The organism is Blastopirellula marina (assembly GCF_002967715.1).
In the GTDB taxonomy this organism is placed as follows: domain Bacteria; phylum Planctomycetota; class Planctomycetia; order Pirellulales; family Pirellulaceae; genus Bremerella; species Bremerella marina_B.
Genome location: NZ_PUIA01000016.1, coordinates 653992 through 676201, shown reverse-complemented (window position 1 = coordinate 676201; position 22210 = coordinate 653992). Strand labels below are relative to the sequence as shown.

Below are 22210 nucleotides of genomic sequence, written 5' to 3'. Positions count from 1 at the left end.
CGAGAAATCCCCCACGTTTCTGCCAAATCGTGGTGAACTTCTCGAACCCGCTTAGGTTCGCGTCGTTTGCATTAACCAGGCAAGCTTAACGACGACCGCCTGCCTGCAAATTCATCCTCCGCTTGTCTTCCGTCGAGAGCCCACTCTTGGGCTGCAGTTCGCTTCCTTCCAAGGCCACCTCCAACGTCGGATTGGAAGCCGTGATGTCCATCTCGAGTGTCGATTCCGAATTAAACTTCGGCGGTACAAACTGGAACATGATCGGCTTCGCTTCCGGAATGCGATCGGTGGGGGGCGTTTCACCAATTTTCTTTTCGGCAGTTACTTTCACCAACCGCTTACCAGGCGTCGTTTGCAGACGGAACTTGCCATCCACGATCTCGGCACTGGCAAAGTGCCCGTCGCCGACCGGCTGCAGTTCGATGTACCCTTTCTGGATCGGTTGCCCGTTCCAGGTTGCCGTGCCATCGATCGACAATTTGCCGTCACCGTTGCACCCAACCAGGGCAACGATGACCAGTAGTGCTGAGCACATCAGGCTGCGAGATGAGGTTATCGCCATGATGTTTAATCTCCCGTTTATTAAAGACGTTGTTGGGATCGAAGTTTCCCAGCCGATTAGTAATCGGCCAGAACTTCACCACCACTGCGAGTACCTAGTCCACGCCAGACCGTCAAGTTAACCGTTTCGGCGACAAAACGAACCGAACCATCGGTCAGGGCCACGTTCACACCACCAGGGTGCCAGCTGCGCGGAGCGACCACGTTGGCTCCCCAGTCCCAGTCGGCATGCTGCGTGCATTTCTGCCCTAGCGAACCACCCAGGTTCAAGTGGCAGCGGTTGGTTCGATCGTTCGCATCGGCATTCGGGGTGAGGTAAGTCGTGAAACCGGCACCCATGGCGACCTGAGCACGCCCGACGCTGCTCCAGTAATCCTCTTCCGACGGGGTAATGATTTCCGAGAACAACAGCGTGTTGGAAAGACCATCGGTGCAATCACGCAGACCGGCTGCTTTTTCAGGGACGAACATGCCCGCCTTGCCGGCGTAGCCATCGACCACGTTCCAAGGGGTGCCTGAGTTGAAGTTCGAGTCGCCGTAGCAAACAACATAGTTGTGCAGCGAGTTCTGCCAGTCGTCGGCCCCCACTTCCTGAATCTTCGAGTCGTCTGAAGGACACAGCATCGCATCCAGCAGTTGCATCCGAGCATAGCTGCGAACCGAAGAACCACCGTTGATCTTGTTGGACAGGTTCAGCTCTTCGTACATCGCGTTTTCTTCAATGAACGGCAGGATGTAGCAGTACCACGAGTAGGAATCGCGTCCCCAAGAGGCATTGTTGTAGCTACCGGCCGGCAGCTTACCGTACGTATCGTGATGATTGTGCATCGCCAAGGCGAGTTGCTTTTGCTGGTTGGTGCATTGCATCCGGCGAGCGGCCTCACGGGCTTGTTGAACGGCCGGCAACAACAATGCAATCAAAACACCGATGATGGCGATCACCACCAACAGTTCGACCAAAGTAAAACCACGTCGCTGAAGACGTCCAAACAAACGGCAAGAGGCTTTGCACATGACTTGAAACCTTTGAAAAGAAGGAGGCAGATCCCCTGACTAAGTTATGAGGCGCTTAGTACCGGGGTTCATTAGGACTCGTAATAAGTCCCAGGCGAAAAAAGGAAAAAGGAAAACATGCCGAAATGGCGACATCTCTCTGAGCGGCGAGAAAGTGAAGATTACTCATAGACAAGGAGGCTGACCTGCCCTTTAATCTCGCTTACCGCGTCAAGTGATTTCATCAGAATAGCAACGGGCAAGAGATAGCCCAATGAAACTTTATTCATACATGCCTTAGTAATTTACATGTATAATTTACGGGTGCTTTGTCGCAAAAACTCCGGTCGACACTCAGAACTTTGCCACGAATCTTTCCCGAAATGTTGCAAAGTTTCGTCTGTCGTGAAAAGAATGAATGGCAAACCGCTACTCCCCGTACCTCTTGCCTCTGTAACGGAATTCCCCCCTTATGTTTCGTGCAACTCTCTTCCTACTGCTATCCCTATTCTCAATCACCACTCTTCAGGCAGCCGACCGCCCCAACGTGTTGTTTATTGCGGTCGATGACCTACGTCCTGAACTGGGCTGTTACGGGAAGTCGCATATTCATTCACCGAATATCGATCGCCTGGCGTCGCAGGGTACCGTCTTCGAGCGTGCTTATTGCATGGTTCCGACCTGCGGAGCCTCGCGGGCCGCTTTGATGACCAGCATTCGCCCCGCCCCCAAACGCTTCGTGACGCACCTTGCTTCGGCCGAAGAAGAAGTGCCAAACATCACTACGCTGAATACCCACTTCAAGAATGCCGGGTACACAACGATTTCCAACGGCAAGGTCTTTCATCACATGACCGACAACGAGAAAGGTTGGAGCGAAAAGCCATGGCGTCCTAAAGGACCGGCTTACAAGCTGCCTGAGAGCCTCGCCGCGGCGAAGACCACCCCCAAAGGACGCGGTCCCGCCTACGAATCGGCCGACGTCAAAGACGACTTCTACAACGACGGCAAACTGGCCAACAAGGCCATCAAAGACCTTCAACGACTGAAAGAGGCGAACCAGCCGTTCTTCCTGGCCGTCGGCTTCTTGAAACCTCACCTTCCGTTTGTGGCTCCGAAGAAATACTGGGATCTGTACGATCCCAACTCCATCGCGCTCCCTGAAACGTATCACCGCCCCAAGAATGCACCCGACGCCGCGATTCACAACTCGGGCGAACTTCGCGCCTATGCTGGCATTCCGAAGAATGGCCCCGTGAGCGATGAAACGGCCCTCAACATGATTCGCGGTTACTATGCATGTGTCAGCTACACCGATGCCAACATCGGCAAACTGCTCGACGAACTCGATCGCCTCGGCCTGGCCGACAACACGATCGTCGTGCTATGGGGAGATCATGGCTGGAACCTGGGCGAGCATACCCTCTGGTGCAAGCATTCCTGCTTCGAGACCTCGATGCACGCTCCCCTGATCGTGAAGGTCCCCGGCAAGTACGCCGGCCAGAAGACCCCGGCCCTGACCGAGTTCGTCGACATCTACCCTTCCCTGTGCGAGTTGTGCGGGCTCGACACGCCAGAGCACTGCCAGGGCGAAAGCTTCGTACGGTTGCTGAAAGATCCGACCGCCCCCGGCAAGCCGTTCGCCATCGGCCGCTTCGGAGCTGGCGATACCATCCGCACCGATAACTTCCGTTACACCGAGTACTCCTCCAACAAAGATGGCGTGCATGCCAAAATGCTGTACGACCACCAGCGTGATCACGCCGAGGACACCAACATCGTCGGTCGACCCATGCTGAAAGAAAACGTCCAACAGTTGTCTGAGCAACTCAATACCAACAAAGGCAAATAGGTTTAGCCTCGACCACCTCCAGCGTTACCCTGTGCCCGCCTTACTCGATCAGGCGGGCACGCGTTGGTATCTTGTTGACTAGAGCATTTCCATGAGAGTTGTAGCGTCACTGGCGTAGGCAAGACAAGCAAGTGAACGTGGTTACAAGACTTCAGCAAGCCGCTTCTTACGTCCCCCGGAAACGCAGAAAACGTTAGAATGCATGGTGGATAACGGATCCGCTGGCCAGTCTCGGCAACCCCTCTCGCTTCATGTTCGACTTCCCCAGGTTTTTGGATGAAATACTTCTACTTCGACAGCGTTACGCAAGAAGGCGTCGAGTCCAGTTCGACGATCGACGGCCAGGAAGCCGATATCCTCAACCGCTGGCAGACACTCTCGCCGGAGCATGGCTCGTTCCTGGGGGTCTACTGCGACAATGGCCAGATCCTGCAGTTCATGTGGGAAGAGAACTACCTGCAAGTCGACATCCCCGACGCCGATCGTGGCGGCTCGATGCAGAAGCCGGTCACCCGCGACCAGGCGAGCGAACTGCTTGTCCAGGCCATTCGCGGAGCCGATCCCGGCGAGATCCCCGGCCTCGAATTCTTCAAGTGGTAAACCGATGGCCAAGTGCGACGAAGGTTATCTGTGCGATGTCTGCGGCCAGCCGGTCGAGCGTCTGTTTGAAAGCGACCTCTACCTGCGTTACGTGATCGGCATGCTCGATCCCGAAGTGCTACATACCACTCCTGAACGCCACACCCGCTGCAACCCTGCCCTGGCCCAGTTCATCGTGCACGAGAAGTTCACCCCGGTCGATTGCCCCGGCGACTTCGACAAACGCAACCTCGACCCCGACTTTGTCCGCCAGCGCGAAGAACTGATCAGCCGCGGCTATGATCGCCTACGAGAACTGGCCCGGCTCGATCTACCGATCGTCGACTATCCCCTGCCAGAGTTTCGCGGCAAGTACGTGAAGTAAACGCATCCTACGGGACGGAACCACTTATATTTCAGCCAAGAGACTGCCTGGCCAGCAGCAGTGCCCCTTTCACGACGACCGCTTCGCCGAGTTCGGCCCGGACGATTTCATAGCTGCCGGCCAGCGGTGGGAAGACATACGTGGCGATGTTTTCCTTGAGTGGGCTCAGAAAGAGTCCTTCCGGCATCAGCGAAACACCGCCGCCGATCACCACCACTTCCGGTGCCATCAGCGTGATCATCTGGCCAATAGCCCAACCGAGCGTCTCGACTGCTTCGGCTAATACCACACACGCAATACCGTTGCCGCGGGTAGCGGCCTCGGCAATGTTTTGCGTGGTGAGTGCGTCGAGGTTGCCGTCGCACGCGTTCACCAGTTCCCAGTAGTCGTCCCCTTGCTCTTCGCTGCCGATCCCATGCAGGATATAGCGAACCTGGCTCGTGATGCCGAAGCCGGAAGATTCCGCTTCAACCGTGTTCGCCGCTTCGGTGTTCAGCACGCCGGGACGCAGGTGACCGATCTCGGCAAACGCGGGCCGACCAGTCCCCATCAGTTGCCCGTCGACAACATACCCGCCGCCGATTCCGCTGCCCACGGTCACATAGAACGAGCTCTGCTTTCCCTTGCCGGCACCCAGGGTCGCTTCGGCCAGCGCGGCCGTGTCGCAGTCGTTGCGAATGACGGTCGGAATCCCAAACTGATCGCGGCACCAGTGCGCCAGCGGGAATTGATCCCAGCCGCTAACCTGGTGGCTTGTGGTGATCGTCCCGGTCTTCGCGTCCAAGGGGCCACCAAACCCGATGCCCATTGCATCGATTACATGCGTAGCCTGAAGCGAACGAATCATCGCTTCCAGCTGATGGCGAATCCCCTGGGCACCCTTGGCCGGGACGATCGTCTCGCGCAGCGAACCAATCACTTCCAGCGATGCGGAATCGGCCAGGGTGGCCTGCAGCTTGGTGCCGCCGATCTCTACGCCTACGACTTTCATTTTGCGTAGCGGCCTTCATCGTTGATGCGGGCAAAGACATCGTTAAGCACCCAGTGGAAAATGGCCAGGTGAATGCTTTCGACCATTCCCATGTCATCCAGCGGTACGTGGAAACTATGGTGTGCCAGGTCACGCAGCTTGCCGCCGCCGTAACCGGTCAGGCCCAACGTCTTCAGACCGTGACGATTGGACCAGTCGACCGCCTTGAGGACGTTGTCGCTATTACCGCTGCCGCTGATCGCCAGCACGACGTCCCCTTCCTGACCGTAGTTCATCACCTGCTGCAGGAAGATCTGGTCGTAGCCGATGTCGTTACCCACGGCCATGATCCAGCCGGCGTTGTCAGTCAGACTCAGTACCTTCAAGCGTCGCAGCGATTCGTCACCCAGGTCACTTTCGCGAAGCGAGCTCTTGCCGAAGTCTTCGGCCATGTGGCTGGCATTACAGCCGCTGCCGCCGTTGCCGAAGATGTAAACGAACTTGCCATTTTCGTACGCTTCGTAAACCAGGTCGGCCCACTTCTTGATCTGAGCCTGATCCAGCTTGTCGAGTTCGGCCTTGAAGCGATCGATATAGGCCGCGATGTCGAGCGATGCTCCGAGCATTACTGAGTATCCTTATCCGATTCGAGCGATTCCGAGTGCGGGTGATAAAACAACGCCACCGGAAGCATAATGAGTAGGGTGAATCCAAACAAATAACAACGTTTCCAGTCTCCCCAGATCAGAACCTGATCGAAGACCGAATACAAGAACCCCGACAGGAAGATGGCCAGCCAATTCGCGCGGGACATCTCGGCGATGACCTGCCCTTTCTGGTCTTCCGGGGCTTTCGCTTGCAAGTAAACCTGAATCGGAACCGAAAACATCCCGGTGAATATCCCCATCAATACCAGCACCGGCAAGCTGCCCCACAAACCCAGCAGGTGACCATGGTACCCGCCAGGGGTGGCCATCAATGCCAGGCAAAACAAAATGCCCCAGGCACCAATCTGCACCAGGCGAAACTCGATCTTGCCGCTCGAAAGCAAACCGGCCAGCATGCAGCCCAGCCCGATCCCCAAACCAATCGCTCCGCCGAGCCAGCTGGTTTGCGTGTCGCTTAGCTCCAGTTGCACTTTACCCAGCGAGTTGACCGCTTGCTGCACAATGCCGGCACATAGCCAGAACATGCACGAGGCCAACAGCGCCTTCAAGATCGCACGATCCTGCATGAACAGTTGCCGCGTCTTCTTGGGAATGCCGATCGCCTGGAGCGTGAACTTCGCCTCCGGCGTAGCTCGATGGGTGCGGCGAATAGGAATGGTCGTCAGCGTTCCCACGATAGCCACCACCACACACACCAGCGAAGCCATCCACAAGTTGCCTGGTAGCGAGTCACGCAAGATGCCGGCGAGCACCGTGCCGAAGATGATCGCCAGGAAGGTGGTCATCAGGAACACGCCGTTTACCTTCGGCAGATCGCGTCCATGAAACAGCTCTGGCAGAATGCCATACTTGGCCGGTGCGAAGAGCGTGCTTTGAAAGCCCATGAACGCCAGCACCACCATCAGCCCTGCCATGCCCAGTTGGTCGTACCAATAGAACGCCGCCACCCCAAGCGCCATCGCCACGATCTCAAGCACCTTCGAGATGCGAATGATCGACGTCTTACTATATTTATCTGCCAGAAAACCTGTTGGCCCGGCAAACAGCACAAACGGTGCCGCGAAGACCACCATGGCCAGCCCCTGATAGTCGGCATCGCCACTACTTTGCAGAGCCTGGTTCACTGCTACCAATAGCAGCAACTGTTTGAAGATGTTGTCGTTGAACGCACCAAAGAACTGCGTCGCGGTCGTCCCCCAGAAAGACGGATCACCAGCGAGACGATCAGGGATCGTATCGTCAGTTGCACCACCGGTAGGCGACTGGTAGGGATTCGAAGGGGCGTCCATGAGAGCATTATCAACACTATCGCGAATTCGTCCTAGGCGAGTGCCTACAGAAAACGCGATGAAATCGCCCCACCCTGGTTAATTTTCCCAAAGTTTTTCCGCGTGCTAGTGCTGCCACATTACTTGGTCAGCACGGTGATTCCGCCAGCTACGAGCGAATGATCGATCAATCGCCCGACACGTTGCTTGGTACGCCGCCGCTGCCGACCTGCGCGCAAGTCGCGCTGAATTCGCTCGATCCACCCCCACAATCCCTGCTTGCTGGACTGCAGTGGACGTCCCTTTTGAAACTTCAAGCTATCGACAATCTCGCTGGCAAACGGCAGACACCGAGCCGACGAAAATCCAATCTCGGTCGCCAGGTCGATGATGTGCCGCGCCGGCATATCCTTCTCGGTCACACCGTACTTCTGCACCGCTTGAAGCGAGATCTCGGCCACCGCATGCCCCTGGCCAGGCTCATGCGTCACGAGAACCCCTCCTGGTTTCAGCGCGCGAAAGACGGTCCTAAGCGCCAGGCTTTCATCCTCGGCATGGTGCAGCGAATCGTAGAAGCAGGCCGCGTCGAATTCATCCTGAAAGTCGAGCGACTCGTAATCACTCACGACAAAGCGAACCGACGAGGCATCGAATCGCCGCTGATTTTCCGCAGCGGCCTGAATCATGTCCGGGGCGATATCCTGCCCCACCACGTCGTAACCCATCAGGGCAAAAAAGCAGGACGTCCACCCGTTGCCACATCCCAAATCGAGCAGCCGCGCCGGTGGATCAGGCAGCAAGTTCCGCATCATGCCGATGTCGCTCAGATGCCGCCCCCGATAATCGGGCGAGAACGGCTTGTTCGCCAGCCGCGTGGCCCCTTTCTCATCAAGGTCGCGAAAGTAGGTCAGTTCTCCAGGTTTTGCCATCGCCTCGTTCCATCTGTGATCGCCTCCTGGCGGAAACCGTGCATGCCAATCCGTGCTCCAACACCGACAGCCGACACACTTCAGGAAGCAAAGTATGGGGATCGAATCATGCGAAGCAAGAGGAATTCCTCAGCAAGACAAGCCCTGAAAAATATTTCAGACAAATATTTGACATGTATACACATGTTCATATATCTTAGGGGGACCCCGCGAGTCTCACACAACTCCCCGGGTGCCACGCCCAAGTCTTCTTGAGGGTGTCCGATAATTCAATTCCGGAAAAAGCATACTGTATAGCCGTTTAGCAATCAGCGAGTTTCCTATTGGTTGAACCCGTCGCTAGAGTGCTTCTGGTATGCCCATTTTCTCGGGGGTTTATACGATTTGAATTATCGGACACCCTCAAGTCTTCTTGGGCGTGCGAACACCATTTCCACCCAACCCACAAGAAAAATGTCCCATCCCGACCCCCAACCTGAACCCCCCGGAGCCGGCCATCACAGCCAGACTCCGCAGGTTGCCGTGCGCGATGGGAACCGCATCATCTGCCCCTGCTGTGGTGAAGTCCTGATGGTCATCCCCGATCGCCCGATCGAAGAGATGACCATCTTCCAACAGGCCAACCAGGTCCGCGTCTCTCCCAAAGGAGACCCGCGGCGAACGTGCGCGGCCTTGGAAGAAATGATTGCCCGGCAAGAGGCCGAAGAACGAGGCGATCACAAACCTCCGCAAGAGGAAGAACCGCCGCCTGAGCCGTTCGTCTACGTGCCAGACCCCAACCGGCTAACGTACCGGGCCGACCCGCTCGTCGAACCGATCGACCCCGAGGTCGCCGCCCACCAGTTCCCCGACATGCGACCTCCCTGGGTCGTCCCCCAGGCCAAGAAACCGCGGAAACCGCCTGCGTACCGAGCACCGCGCGAACGCGACGACAACACGCGCGAACGGGAATGGCAACTGCGGCGCATGAAACGCCCGCCCGAAGAGGCCTGGACGTACGAGTTGGCGCGGCTCTACGCGTGGACCTATTACCGATTGCAGAAGCTGGACCGGCAATTGCAGGGAGAAATCTGCGCGAAGCAGGCCGAGCTGGATCGGCTGGAACAAGAGTTGTTCGAGTTGAACCCGGAACTCCTGCCCTTCCAAACGCAACCACGACAACCAGCGCTAACGGCAACACGTTTGTTAAGTGAAGCGAATGTGAGCGCCCCGACATGTAATGCGAGCGAACTGCCAACCGGCGCTCCGCACGCCCAAGCAGACTTGGGCTTGGCACCCGGGGAATCGTCTGGTGTGTCGTCCGAAACGTTGAGCAACGTTTCATCTGGCGAGTTGGTTTACGCGTCATCTGCCAAGTCGATCGACGAGCCGACCGTCGAGTTTAAACACGAAACGCCTCACGCCAACGAACGCGGCCCGCCAGGCTAATGTCAGCTCCAACGGAGCGACCGTTAATAGCCAGGGGCGGCAGCCCCTGGTACCCGTGCCACCAACATCGAGTCCTAAGCCCCAAGGGGGCGGCCGAGTGTGCGCGCACCGGTTCGACCGCCCTTTCAGGGCTTAAGATGTGTTTAATGAGATCGCTTTCCAGGGGTTTCCACCCCTGGCTATGAACGGTCGCCCCTTTGGGGCTGGCGAGAAGAAGATTGCGCGCGCACATGGCGTTGCCATAATGGACCGCAGCAAATGCGATCTCCATCTCAAAGGCCGCGGGTTAGCGTTGTGTCTGGTGCGACTGGCTGCGCTGTTCGCGTCCGACGTTTTCCATTGGAATGTCTGCTGGCGAAACACCCCTCACCCTAACTCTCTCCCCGCCGGGGCGAGTTTGTGATCCGCTAGGTAACACCGGGCACGAAACCCAGCAGCCCACCAAAACACCACGCCCAAGTTGGCTTGGGCGTGCTTGCTGCGTGGGCCGAGGGATTAAGAACCCTTGTCGGTCTGCAAGGCGATCAGTTCGTCTTGCGAGGCCATCGCGCGGATTTCCTCGGTGATCTTCATGCTGCAGTACTTCGGACCGCACATGCTGCAGAAGTGGGCGCTCTTGAAGGTGTCTTGCGGCAAGGTTTGATCGTGGTACGCCTGGGCCGTTTCCGGATCGAGCGACAGACGGAACTGTTCGTTCCAGTCGAACGCGAAGCGGGCCTTGCTCAATGCGTCGTCACGATCGCGAGCACCGGGACGATGACGTGCGACGTCGGCGGCGTGGGCGGCGATCTTGTAGGCGATCACCCCTTGCTTGACGTCTTCCGCTTCCGGCAGACCCAAGTGTTCCTTCGGGGTGACGTAGCACAGCATCGCTGCACCGTGCCAGCCAGCAAGGGCCGCGCCGATCGCGCTGGTGATGTGGTCGTAGCCTGGGGCAATGTCCGTCACCAGTGGACCGAGCACGTAGAACGGAGCACCGTCGCAGACTTCCTGCTGACGCTTCATGTTCATTTCGATCTGATCCATCGGCACGTGGCCTGGTCCTTCGACCATGACCTGCGTTCCGTTGGCACGACCACGTTTGGTCAGCTCACCCAGAACGTCGAGTTCCGAGAACTGGGCGTCGTCCGAAGCATCGGCCAGCGAACCAGGACGCAGGCTATCGCCCAGGCTCCAGGTTACGTCGTACTGACGCATGATGTCGCACAGATCGTCAAAGCTGGTGTACAGCGGGTTTTGCTTGCGATGAGCCATCATCCACTTGGCGATCAGCGAACCGCCGCGGCTGACGATACCGGTCACGCGGTTAGTCGTCAGGTGCAGATGTTCGAGCAGAATGCCGCAGTGGATGGTCATGTAGTCGACCCCCTGCTTGGCCTGATGCTCGACCATATCCAGGAAGTGCTGCGGCGTCATGTCTTCGATATTGCCGCCCAGGTTTTCCAACATCTGGTACATGGGAACCGTACCGATGGGAACTGGGCTCTTTTCGATGATCTGAGCGCGGATTTCGTCGATGTTCTTTCCGGTCGAAAGATCCATCACGGTATCGGCACCATGATGCACGGCGACGTGCAACTTGTTGAGTTCGCCGGTCAGATCGCTCGTCACGGCACTGTTGCCGATGTTGGCGTTGATCTTGCACTTGGCGGCCAGGCCGATACCCATCGGCTCGAGAACCCCTTGAAGGTGAACCTTGTTCGCTGGGATCACCATGCGACCGGCGGCGACTTCGTCCCGCACCAACTCAGGAGAGATGTTCTCCCGCTTGGCCACATACTCCATTTCCGGGGTGATCGTCCCCTCTTTCGCTGCAAGCAGTTGCGTCGACATGAAATTTAGAATCCTCGTTCAGGCCGCCGGCCTGTTTCGTGTGACGCGGTTTTGGTCGTAACCGCTGAATTTTTAAAGGCTTTCGCTCAGAGTTTCATGGTATCGAGTCCCCCTACCGTGTCAATCTGGTAGAGGGGCCATCCAGGGGGCAAGTGGCCTGTTTTCGCCCGAAAATCAGAGGGTTTTCAGATACTCGAGGAGGTCCTCTTTTTCCCGTTCATCCAGCACATTGGGGAAGTCGTGCCCCGCAGCACTCTTACCAAAGCGCGACGTATCAAAGACTTCACGTTTGTCGATGGATGACAGCCCGCTTGGCACCTCATTAAGTACTTCGACCGAAATGCCCATATGTTGGTGGTCATAGTCCAGGTCCTTCCACCGCCAAACCGGGGGCCGTTTGTCAGGATGCAGCAGATGCCACAGTGTCGGCACCGATCCGTTATGCAGATAAGGAGCCGAAGCCCACACACCATCCAGCGGTGGTGCCACGTAACCGGCGGGATCGGCGATCAGTCCTTTTTGCTCGCCATAAGTATTGAACCAGCTTTGGCCGTACCCTTCGCGGTGGGCTGGCGTCAGCGAATCCAAGCGGGCCCGATCGGTCTTCACCTCGTCGATCGGGACCATACGTTCGGGGTACTCGGCTTTGTCGCCGTAGGTGCCGTGACACTCACTACAGTGACTGGTGAAAACGATCCGGCCTTTGTCTGCTTTCGCCTGGTCGACTGGGCCTGGGTACTTGGGAGCTGCGAGCGAACTCAAGTAAGCGTACACATCGCGGAAGTCCTCTTCCCGATCGCGAAACGCTTTGGCCTTGTTATCCCTCACGAGCGTGAACTGCAAGAGCCCCCGATGCCCCTTGGGGGCGAAGCCATCGAGGTAGATGTTTTCCTTCTTGGCGAAATGCCACCACGGCGGAGGTTCCATATCGTGATGCAGCATCTTCGGAAAGCTGGCACCCGGCACGAAGTTCAAATCGGCGTCGCGCAGCGAAAGCAGCGCCACGCCAAAGTTCACCGCGTTGGTTGTTCCTTTATTGTTCCCCATCGGGAAGACGAGCGAGCTGTAATCGGTTGGGACCAGCTTCTTTCCCAGCAGGGCCTTGGCCAGGCGAATCTCGTCGGTGATCCCGGCGAAGTCGAACCGATTGTTCGGCAAACCGGGAATCGTCTTCCCATCGACCTGCCCGCCGTGACACGAGAAACAGTTGAGCGTCCAGTTCCCTTTTGGATCGACCACATATTGCAGCGGCTTGGTCGGGTCCTCAGGCCGGCCCGTCAGACCGTACCGCTCGAACGCCATGCGTCGCCGCGTGTCGGCATCGGCTTGTTCGGCCTCGTCCCGCAATGCCTTCGGCCATACCTTCCAGACATTGTCGAAGGTCTCCTGATCGAAGTACGGCGGCAGATACGGCGTATTGATCAGGTGATCGTACCCGGCCTGCGGATCTGGCGTGCGGTCCTCGGCCACAAGCACGCTCGATAACATAACCGCGATCAAAAGTGCGACGATTCGCTCCATCATGAAATCTCGATAGGGATCCAACTTCGTACACTGCAACTGTTCATATTAATAGGTAACCGCAGGCCGCCTACGCGGGTAACGGTGCCTCCTGATTATAGAAAGACAGACGATCGATATGCCAGTTTACCTGCCAGCCCCTTGTCATCGGCCTTCCCGGCAACCACATTACAGGGCACCAAGGGGAACCATGCATTGAGTGAATCGAAGACGTCAAACCGAGCCGACCTAGCCATCGTGGGTGGTGGCGCGGCCGGGCTGTTTGCGGCCATTTGGGCCGGGCGAACCAATCCCGATCGCCGCATCGTCATCCTGGATGGGGCCAAGCGGATTGGGGCCAAGATCCTCATTGCCGGGGGAGGCCGCTGCAACGTGACCAACGAAAAGGTCACCCCAGCCGACTTCTGCGGCAGTTCCCCCAACGCCATCAAGAAGGTCCTGGGACGTTTCACCCAGCCGCAGACGATCGAGTTCTTCGCCGAGCTGGGCGTCAAACTGAAGCGAGAACCAACCGGCAAGCTGTTCCCCACCACCGACAAAGCACGCACCGTTCTCGATGCGATGCTGGCGGAAGTCGAACGGCTGGGGGTCAAGATCTTCTTGAACCACCGCGTCGAAAACATTCGCCCCCCATCTGCAGCAGACGAGCGACCTCACTTCGAGATCGCCGGCCCCTGGGGACACTTAGTCGCCCCGAAGCTGATCCTGGCAACCGGCGGCAAAAGCGTTCCGCAAACCGGCAGCGACGGCCACGGCCTGGAAATCGTGCGGCGGCTGGGGCATGAGCTCACGCCGAAGATCTTCCCCGCGCTGGTTCCCCTGCAACTGGCCGACGGCGATCCACTGAAGCAACTCTCCGGCATTGCCCTGCCAGCCATGCTGCAGCTAAGCGAAACGAGCGGCAAGCGAATTGAAACGGTTCACGGCGATATGCTGCTGACGCACAAAGGGCTCTCAGGGCCGGCAGTGCTCGATATGAGTCGCCACTGGATCGCTGCTTCGTCCGAAAGAGCCGTTCGCCTGAGTGCCAGTTGGCTGCCTGAGTTCAACGAGGATGCCCTGCAGGCCGAGCTTCAGTCGCTCGGTCGGCGTTCGATCCGCGGCCTTCTGCGCGAGCGTCTGCCGGACCGGCTGGTCGATCATCTGCTGACCTACGCTGACATTCCGCCTGAGCAAACTGGCGTCGATCTGTCGAAGATGCAGCGGAAGAACCTGGTAACGGCAGTCTGCAATTATCCCTTGGATGTCACCGGCACGCTGGGCTTCAAGGTCGCGGAAGTGACGGCCGGGGGTGTGCCTCTTGCGCAGATCGAACTGAAGACGATGCAATCGCGCGTCACCCCGGGGCTGCATCTGTGCGGCGAGATCTGCGACGTCGACGGACGCATTGGCGGGTTCAATTTTCAATGGGCCTGGTCGAGCGGCTATGTGGCCGGAGTTTCTGTCTGAAATCCCAGTGCCTCCGTTCGGCAAAAAGCGATAGAATAGTGAGAACCTCCGCGACTGGCTTCTCTAGAGGACCCTCGATCATGCGTCTACTGCTTCCCCTCCTGCTGTGCACATTGGTAATTGGCTGCTCTTCCGGCGATGTACCAACAGACTCCCCGCCCGCTGCCCAGGCACCCACGCAAGATGAGCGCGCGGCTGAAGCAATGATCGTCAACGCAGGGGGGCGAATCGATAAAGATGCCAGTGGGGCAGTCGTGCTGGTCGATTTTTCCGGCAAGCCGATCGACGAGAACCTGATGAAGCGGATCGGCACGCTGCCCAAGCTGCAGAAGCTGCTGCTGCGAGGCTGCCCCGTCGATAACGCCATGCTGAAGGCAGTGGGCTCGCCCAAGGATCTACAGATACTCGACCTGCGCGAAACGAAAGTCACCGGCACGGCGCTCGATCAGATTGCCAAGTGCACCAAGCTGAAGAGCCTGCAATTTCGGGGCAATCCGATCACCGATGCCGACCTGCGGCAAGTCAGCCGGCTGGAACAACTGAAGGTGCTGGGGCTCGACGAAACGGCGGTCGAAGGAAGCTCGCTCGAGAGCCTGGCAGGCCTGAAACAACTGGAAGAACTGTACCTGTTCGGCACCCCATTCCAGGAAGCCAACCTGGCAAGCCTGGCTCCGTTTACCAAGCTGAAGCGGATTCGCCTGCGTGGGACCAAGATCGACGGCAGCGGCTTCGCGGCCCTCGGCGACCTGACCTCGCTGGAAGATCTCGACGTCAGCGAAACTAACTTCAGCGATACGGCGGTCGAACATCTGTTGGGCTACGCCGGCCTGAAGAAGCTGAACCTGTGGGCGACCAAGATCACCGACGCTTCCCTTCCCAACGTAGCCAAGCTAACGACGCTTGAATGGCTCAATCTCGATCGCAACTCGATCGGCGATGCCCAGATCGAGGAGCTGACCAAGCTGCCCAACGTTACCTGGCTGCATCTGGGTTCGACGGCCCTGACCAACGAGGGGCTCCAGAAGCTTGCGCCGATGACGCAGCTCAAAACGCTGATTGTCACGCGAACCGGCGTCACCGACGAAGGAGCCGCGGCCCTGGCCACGAAGCTGCCGGAAACGGAAATCCAGCACGTTTACATGCCGGAAAATTAGGCCTGTCCACTTCGCGACAAGCCACACATCGTGCGGGGAATTGCCTGCCGATATTCCCTTCAACCGCTGTAATCGTTACTAGCGGTCTGCTTCTTTGCGGTGGATACCCCGCGGGTTTAAGGACGTTACGTATCGTCCTCATCCACCGACACATTTCGATGCTATAGTTTCACCGACCGACCAGGAGTAAAAGCACGAGCGGCAATCGTGCTGGGCAGCCCGTCGGTTCTAATCTTTTTCATCCACGACGATAGAGTCGCTTGAGGGCAGGCCACTCGGCCCCTCTCTCGACCGGAAACTTGAGAAGACGCCAGGGAAGTATGACCGCTATCGAAACGATCTCGAAGCAATTGCAGGGTACCGTCAAGGACGTGATGTCGGTTAAGGTGCATACCGCGACCGTAGGCACTCACGTCAATATTGTCGCGGACCTGATGGCTCGATATTCGTTACGCCGCGTGGTGGTCGTCGATAACGCCAAGCAAGTCTTGGGGGTCGTTTCCCAGCGCGATATCGTGCGTGCGCTGATGAGTGCCATGAAGCCGGAAGGTCAGGAAGTCGTTCACAAGCGTGTCGAACAACTGATCAGCATCGAGAAGCCAATCACCGTCGGTCCCGAAATTCCGCTGGCCCGCGCCGCTTATGTGCTGGCCACCAATAAGATCGGCTGCCTGCCGGTCGTCGACGAACATCGAATCCTCGCCGGTGTGCTTTCGATTTCCGATATCATTCAGTTCCTGGCCGATGATAACGTCGAAGGCATGGAAACGGCCTTCCAGATGTATTCCCCCAAGAACGACGCTAAGACCCGCAGCCCCGCGTACGTTCGCAAGATGAACGGCGACCTGGTCATCCCACTGAAGAACATCGAGAACAAGCGTGCCCGGATGGATTACGCCGTGCTCGGCTACGATCCACCCACCGGCCGCATTCTCATCAAGTTCGTCCGTGCGACTGCCGACGAAGCGATCGCCACAAAGGTGCAGGACGATAATCTGATCATCCCCGCCAAGGGCTTCGTGCGTCACTTCAGCTTGATTGGCAAGGTGGCCGCGTTCGACGTCACCGACCACAACCAAAGCAAGTTCCTGGTGCTATCCCCCAAGAACGCCAGTAGCGGCAACGTCAACGCCGTCGGCACGACGTAGTGCCCTACGCCATTTAGTAGAGATCGCTACATTCGCAGGATGGCTACCGGCGTCAGCATAGCGGATCTTACGGATCGTACGAAAGGTTCGGCGAGAGCCACTTCTCGACGTCTTTCAGCGGCATTCCTTTGCGTTTGGCGTAGTCTTCGACCTGATCGCGGCCCAACTGATGGATCGCGAAGTAGCGAGCCGCCGGGTGAGCGAAGTACATGCCGCAGACGCTCGCCGCCGGCATCATCGCCAGGCTTTCGGTCAGCTGAATGCCTGTTTCCTTTTCCGCATTGAGCAAACGGAAGAGGGTCCATTTCTCGGTGTGGTCAGGCTGAGCCGGGTAACCTGGGGCGGGTCGAATGCCGCGGTAGTCTTCGTCGATGAGCTGCTCGTTGGTGAGCCCTTCCGCTTCGCCGAACTTCCAAGCCTTGCGGGCTTCCAGGTGCAAGCATTCGGCGAACGCCTCGGCCAGTCGGTCGGCCAGGGCCTTGGCCATGATCGAGTTGTAATCGTCATGGTCGGCATCGAACTTGGATGCCAGCTCCTGACAGCCAATCCCGGTCGTTACGGCGAAAGCACCCAGGTAATCGCGTCGACCACTTCCGACCGGAGCGATGTAATCGGACAGAGCCCGGAAGTCGCTTTGCCCCTTGCGTTCCCACTGCTGACGCAGGGTGAAGAAGCGTTCGATCTCCTTCTCGGGGTCGTTGGGGTCGTAGATGATGATGTCGTCCCCGTCGGCGGCCGCTGGCCAGAAGCCGAAGATCCCATTGGCGGTAAAGAGCTTCTCTTCGATGATTCGATCCAACAGCACGTTCGCATCGTCGAACAGTTTCTTCGCCTCTTCGCCAACGTACTCGTCCTGGAAAATCTTGGGGTACTTCCCCTTTAGTTCCCACGAGTTAAAGAACGGCGACCAGTCGATGAAGTCACGAAGCGTTTCCAGCGGAAATTCTTTCAGCGTCTTCGTGCCGGTGAACGATGGGGTGGGGATATCGACGCTGGCCCAGTCGGTTTCGAAGTGCTTTTCGCGGGCCTGCTTCAGCGATACAAGCGAGATCGCCTGACGCTTGCGATACGATTCGGCCAGCTCCTGTTGCAGCTTGCGGTTCTTTTCCAGAAACGCCGGCGAGTTCTCTTTGCTTAGCAACTGATCGACCACACCCACGCTCCGCGAAGCATCGAGCACATGCACCACGGCGTGATCGTACACCGGAGCAATCTTCACGGCCGTATGCTTGGCACTGGTCGTGGCTCCGCCGATTAGCAGTGGGATGTTCATGCCGGCGGCCTGCATTTCGGCGGCGACGTGCACCATCTCGTCGAGGCTGGGCGTAATGAGCCCGGACAGACCAATCACGTCGACCCCATGTTCCTTGGCCGCGGCCAGGATCTTGTCGCAATGAACCATCACACCGAGGTCGATGATCTCGTAGTTGTTACAGCCGAGAACCACGCCCACGATATTCTTGCCGATGTCGTGCACGTCCCCTTTGACGGTCGCCATCAAAATCTTGCCGCGGGCATCTTCGTCGGTGGTGCCCAGCTCTTCCTTTTCCTTCTCCATAAAGGGAAGCAGGTAGGCAACTGCCTTCTTCATCACGCGAGCACTTTTGACCACCTGCGGCAGGAACATCTTGCCGGCACCGAACAAGTCGCCGACGACGTTCATGCCGTCCATCAGCGGGCCCTCGATGATATGCAGGCAACGTTCCACGTTCTGGCGGCACTCTTCGGTGTCTTCGATGATAAAGCGATCGATCCCTTTGACCAGCGAGTGAGCCAATCGCTTTTCGACCGGTTCTTCTCGCCACGCCAGATCTTCCTGCTTCGGCCCGGCACCCTTTTGATGCTTGACCGTTTCGGCGAAATCGACGAGACGTTCGGTCGCGTCGGGTCGCTTGTTGAACAGCACGTCTTCGATCAGGTCTTTCAGGTCGGCCGGTACTTCGTCGTACACGGCCAACTGTCCGGCGTTGACGATCCCCATGTCGAGACCCGCTTTGATGGCGTGGTACAGGAACACCGCATGGATCGCTTCGCGAATGACATCGTTACCGCGGAACGAGAACGAGACGTTGCTCACACCGCCAGAGACCTTCGCCCCGGGGCAGACTTCCTTGATCTTACGCGTCGCTTCGATGAAGTTGATCGCGTAGTCGTTGTGTTCTTCGATACCGGTGGCGACCGTCAAAATGTTCGGGTCGAAGATGATATCGGTTGGTTCAAAGTCGAGCTTCTCGACCAGCAGATCGTAGGCACGTTTGCAAATCTCGACCTTGCGTTCGAGTTCGACTGCCTGGCCCACTTCGTCGAAGGCCATCACCACGACGGCGGCTCCGTAATCGCGGCACAAGCGAGCCTTGTTGAGGAACTCTTCTTCCCCTTCTTTCAAACTGATCGAGTTGACGATCGACTTCCCTTGCACGCAGCGCAGGCCAGCTTCGATGACCGACCACTTCGAACTGTCGATCATGATCGGCACTTTGCAGATATCTGGCTCGGCCGCGATCAGGTTCAAGTAACGCGTCATGGCCGCTTCGCCGTCGAGCAAGGCATCGTCCATGTTCACGTCGATGACGTTGGCACCACTTTCGACCTGTTGCAGAGCGACGGCAATCGCTTCTTCGAATTGCTCTTCGCGAATCAGCCGGGCAAACCGCCGCGAACCGGTCACGTTGGTTCGCTCGCCAATCATCACGAAGTTAGTGTTCGGGGTGATCGTGAACGGTTCCTGACCGCTCAGGCGGGTGAGGTGCGGCAGTTCGTGCAGATGGCGAGGTTCGATATCGCGAACCGCTTCGGCGATCGCTTTGATATGGGCAGGCGTACTGCCGCAGCAACCGCCGACGATGTTCAGCCAGCCGTTCTCGGCGAACTGGCGAATGGTGGCCGCCATTTGATCGGGCGTCTGGTCGTACTCGCCCATTTCATTCGGCAAGCCGGCATTGGGATGGCAGCTGATATAGCAGGACGAAATCTGCGAGAGCTCTTGCACGTAAGGACGCATCAACTCGGCACCCAGGGCGCAGTTGATCCCCACGCTGAGCATCGGGAAGTGGGAGACCGAATTCCAGAACGCTTCCACCGTTTGACCCGATAGGGTTCGTCCCGAGGCATCGGTGATTGTGACCGAGGTCATCACCGGCAGTTCGATTCCCTTTTCGCGATAGTACTTCTCGATCGCGAATAGACACGCTTTCAAGTTGAGCGTATCGAAGGTTGTTTCGGGGAAGAGGATGTCGACACCCGCTTCGACCATCGCATGGATCTGTACCAGGTACGAATCGACGAGTTGATTGAAGGTCACATCGCGGAAGCCAGGGTCTTCGATCCGACGCGAGATCGAGGCGGTCTTGCTGGTGGGGCCGATCGAACCGGCAACGTAGCGGCGGTTGTTGGGATCGCGGTCGTTGAACTCGTCGCACACCTTCTTGGCCAGCTTCACCGCGGCCACGTTGATATCGGTGGCCAACGATTCGCTCAGCGAGAACTCTTCCATCGCGATGGGGGTCGCGCCGAAGGTGTTGGTCTCGATGATGTTCGCCCCGGCCTCGAGGAACTCGCGGTGGATTCCTTCAATGATCTCAGGCTTGGTCAAACAGAGCAGGTCGCTGAAGTTCCGCAGATCCTTCTCGGCATTGGCGAACTGTTTGCCGCGGACATCGGCTTCGGTCAGCTTATACTTCTGAATCATGGTCCCCATGGCACCATCAAGAATCAGAATACGCTTTTGGATGTCGGTGAAGATCGGGTGCTGGCGGCCGGCGAATCGAGGACCTGGCATGGACTGCTTCCGGGGGGACTGAAATGCCCGCCACTATTCGACTTAGATGCTGTCAGCAGCGGTGCAGCCAGCTAGCAGGTCGCAGTATGGCGAGGAGGAATTCTATGCGTCAAATCTACTAAATATCCCAGATTTCCGGTTCCCTCACAACCGGCATGCTAGCGCAGCTAATCGCTAAAGTTTACCTAGCCAGAAATCCTGATTTTTCTTATCTAGAGCTAAAGACCGCTACAAACCGAACCGATGGATAGGACAACGGGCCACAATCAGCGCGTGGCCGTTGTGCGTCGATCTTACGTCAGGCAAGGAAGCCGAAACGATGACGAAACCATTGGGAACTCCCCAGAATCGTGAAACCCAAGACACTCAAGGCACCTTCTACGGTCATCCGATCGTCATTCGCGTGAAGGACCTGACGTGGCAGCCACCGGCACCTGAACCGGTTGCCGTGCCACAGCAAGATTGGGTTTCGAACCTGCTGGGCGAAGACCCACACGAAGCCGACTACCACGAAAGTCTGCTCGTTCCCCCGACGACCAACTTGCCGCCGGAGCCACAGCCGGTTGCCGCTCCCCTGCCGCAGGAGCCGGTTGCCGCTGCACCTGAGCCACCAGAAGAGCCAGTTGCCCCGGCCAAGCCAAGCTACATTCATAATTCCAACGAAGCACGCCAACAGCGCCGCGCGACCATTCTCAGCAGCCAGATGAAAAATCGCCTGGCCCTGGGTGGCGTTGCCGTTTCGCTGCTGCTGGTCAGCTTCTGGGCACTTAGCGGTAGCGGCGGCTCCGACGAGTCCCCTGTCGAAAACGTGCCGCAAGACTTGTTTGTCTCGACCGGCGAACTGGGGGATGCCCCAGCCTGGAATGCCAGCCCAGCCGCTACGGACCCTGGCGAAACGATCACCGTCGAGCCGTTCGAGGGCGAGATTCCGCATATGGCTTCGCTGCCGGTGCGTAACAACCCGTCGAATCCGACAATGTCGAATCCATCGCGCGATACGCAGATGACCCAGATCGCGACGCCTAACATGCAGCAGCAAGAGACGCTTCCTGCTTCTTACGGCAACCCAGCCCAAGAGGACATCGGTTTGCCGATGGGCGGTTCGCCAGCCGATCAGATCTGGCAGTTCGGTCCTTCGAACATGAGCCCTCAATACGAAGAAGTTCCGATCAATCCTTACTCCGATAACGGCAGTTCGGTTCCGACCGGCAACATTCCAAACTTCGATGCCTCGCAGTCGCAACCATCGCAAACGCGTCCTCTGCCAGGCGGTTCGATGGACCTGAACGATCCGCGCACCTCGCAGTACCAGCAGCCTGCCGCCGAAAACGACGGCCGTCACTGGATGCAGCAGGAATCAGGCAACTATTCCTATGAGAATGGAACCTTGACGGAAAACCGTTCGAGCGGCAGCACTGCTTCGTCTGGCACACAAATGCCTGCGATTTACGAAGGCTACCAACACCAGGCCGGCATGCCGGTGGTGAACAACCAGATGCCAACGAACGCGCCAGCACCCACTGCCCAACAAGACAACAGCCAATGGGGTTTCGGTCCCTACTCAGGCTCCTCGATGCCGCAGGAAGCGGTTCAGCCTCGTGCTCGCCTGGGTGGTATTCAACCTCTCGACTTGGAATCTCGCTAATGAGCCAACTCGACCGCGCTTTTATCCGTGCTTATAACTCGGAGCAAAT

Annotated in this window: 17 protein-coding genes; 8 read left to right on the top strand and 9 right to left on the bottom strand. The window is 57.8% G+C overall.

Translation table 11 applies throughout. From position 1 onward, the window contains the following. Positions 1-85 precede the first annotated feature (85 nt). The gene (locus tag C5Y96_RS04565) at positions 86-562 is read right to left on the bottom strand and encodes a hypothetical protein (RefSeq protein WP_105350351.1); all 477 of its coding nucleotides are present in this window, start codon (positions 560-562) and stop codon (positions 86-88) included. 56 nt (positions 563-618) lie between these two features. Then, positions 619-1575, bottom strand: a complete 957-nt coding sequence (locus C5Y96_RS04560; RefSeq protein WP_105350927.1) for a DUF1559 domain-containing protein — start codon at positions 1573-1575, stop codon at positions 619-621. A gap of 451 nt (positions 1576-2026) precedes the next feature. On the opposite strand from C5Y96_RS04560, the gene C5Y96_RS04555 reads away from it, so the two are divergent. The 3 genes from C5Y96_RS04555 (at position 2027) to C5Y96_RS04545 (ending at position 4370) form a co-directional block, all read left to right on the top strand. Beyond that, positions 2027-3406, top strand: coding sequence for a sulfatase (locus C5Y96_RS04555; protein ID WP_105350349.1), 1380 nt, complete (start codon positions 2027-2029; stop codon positions 3404-3406). 276 nt (positions 3407-3682) lie between these two features. Continuing rightward, a complete protein-coding gene (locus tag C5Y96_RS04550; RefSeq protein WP_105350347.1) occupies positions 3683-4006 on the top strand; it encodes a hypothetical protein in 324 nt (107 codons plus the stop codon). Positions 4007-4010: 4 nt separating this feature from the next. Next, positions 4011-4370, top strand: a complete 360-nt coding sequence (locus tag C5Y96_RS04545; protein WP_105350345.1) for a hypothetical protein — start codon at positions 4011-4013, stop codon at positions 4368-4370. 31 nt (positions 4371-4401) lie between these two features. On the opposite strand, the gene C5Y96_RS04540 is transcribed toward C5Y96_RS04545, so the two are convergent. From C5Y96_RS04540 to C5Y96_RS04525, 4 genes are all read right to left on the bottom strand, one after another. Further along, positions 4402-5361, bottom strand: a complete 960-nt coding sequence (locus tag C5Y96_RS04540) for an ROK family protein (RefSeq protein ID WP_105350343.1) — start codon at positions 5359-5361, stop codon at positions 4402-4404. Beyond that, positions 5358-5966 carry an SIS domain-containing protein gene (locus tag C5Y96_RS04535; RefSeq protein ID WP_105350341.1) on the bottom strand — a complete coding sequence of 203 codons (609 nt, stop codon included), beginning with the start codon at positions 5964-5966 and terminating at the stop codon, positions 5358-5360. Before C5Y96_RS04535 ends, C5Y96_RS04540 begins: the two co-directional genes overlap by 4 nt. After that, entirely contained in the window at positions 5966-7297 is a 1332-nt protein-coding gene (locus tag C5Y96_RS04530; RefSeq protein ID WP_105350339.1) for an MFS transporter, read from the bottom strand. Before C5Y96_RS04530 ends, C5Y96_RS04535 begins: the two co-directional genes overlap by 1 nt. 119 nt (positions 7298-7416) lie before the next feature. Beyond that, the gene (locus C5Y96_RS04525; protein ID WP_105350337.1) at positions 7417-8205 is read right to left on the bottom strand and encodes a class I SAM-dependent methyltransferase; all 789 of its coding nucleotides are present in this window, start codon (positions 8203-8205) and stop codon (positions 7417-7419) included. 453 nt (positions 8206-8658) lie between these two features. Between C5Y96_RS04525 and C5Y96_RS04520 the strand changes: the two genes are divergently transcribed. Further along, positions 8659-9633, top strand: coding sequence for a hypothetical protein (locus tag C5Y96_RS04520; protein ID WP_105350336.1), 975 nt, complete (start codon positions 8659-8661; stop codon positions 9631-9633). Positions 9634-10128: 495 nt separating this feature from the next. Here the strand turns inward: C5Y96_RS04520 and thiC are convergent, their stop codons facing one another. Together thiC and C5Y96_RS04510 are read right to left on the bottom strand one after the other, a co-directional pair. Continuing rightward, on the bottom strand, positions 10129-11466 hold the full coding sequence (thiC, locus tag C5Y96_RS04515) for a phosphomethylpyrimidine synthase ThiC (RefSeq protein WP_105350334.1): 1338 nt from the start codon (positions 11464-11466) through the stop codon (positions 10129-10131). A gap of 174 nt (positions 11467-11640) precedes the next feature. Further along, positions 11641-12990 (bottom strand): hypothetical protein, encoded by a 1350-nt coding sequence (locus C5Y96_RS04510; protein WP_105350332.1) that lies wholly within the window; start codon positions 12988-12990, stop codon positions 11641-11643. Between the two features lie 192 nt (positions 12991-13182). On the opposite strand from C5Y96_RS04510, the gene C5Y96_RS04505 reads away from it, so the two are divergent. The 3 genes from C5Y96_RS04505 to C5Y96_RS04495 all read left to right on the top strand — a co-directional run bounded on the left by C5Y96_RS04505 (position 13183) and on the right by C5Y96_RS04495 (position 16738). Continuing rightward, the gene (locus C5Y96_RS04505; RefSeq protein WP_105350331.1) at positions 13183-14436 is read left to right on the top strand and encodes an NAD(P)/FAD-dependent oxidoreductase; all 1254 of its coding nucleotides are present in this window, start codon (positions 13183-13185) and stop codon (positions 14434-14436) included. A gap of 80 nt (positions 14437-14516) precedes the next feature. Next, positions 14517-15590 (top strand): leucine-rich repeat domain-containing protein, encoded by a 1074-nt coding sequence (locus C5Y96_RS04500; protein WP_158261094.1) that lies wholly within the window; start codon positions 14517-14519, stop codon positions 15588-15590. Positions 15591-15910: 320 nt separating this feature from the next. Beyond that, a complete protein-coding gene (locus C5Y96_RS04495) occupies positions 15911-16738 on the top strand; it encodes an HPP family protein (protein WP_105350329.1) in 828 nt (275 codons plus the stop codon). 67 nt (positions 16739-16805) lie between these two features. On the opposite strand, the gene metH is transcribed toward C5Y96_RS04495, so the two are convergent. After that, entirely contained in the window at positions 16806-20516 is a 3711-nt protein-coding gene (gene metH / locus C5Y96_RS04490) for a methionine synthase (RefSeq protein WP_105350328.1), read from the bottom strand. Between the two features lie 319 nt (positions 20517-20835). On the opposite strand from metH, the gene C5Y96_RS04485 reads away from it, so the two are divergent. Further along, entirely contained in the window at positions 20836-22161 is a 1326-nt protein-coding gene (locus C5Y96_RS04485; protein ID WP_105350327.1) for a hypothetical protein, read from the top strand. Positions 22162-22210: the final 49 nt, after the last annotated feature.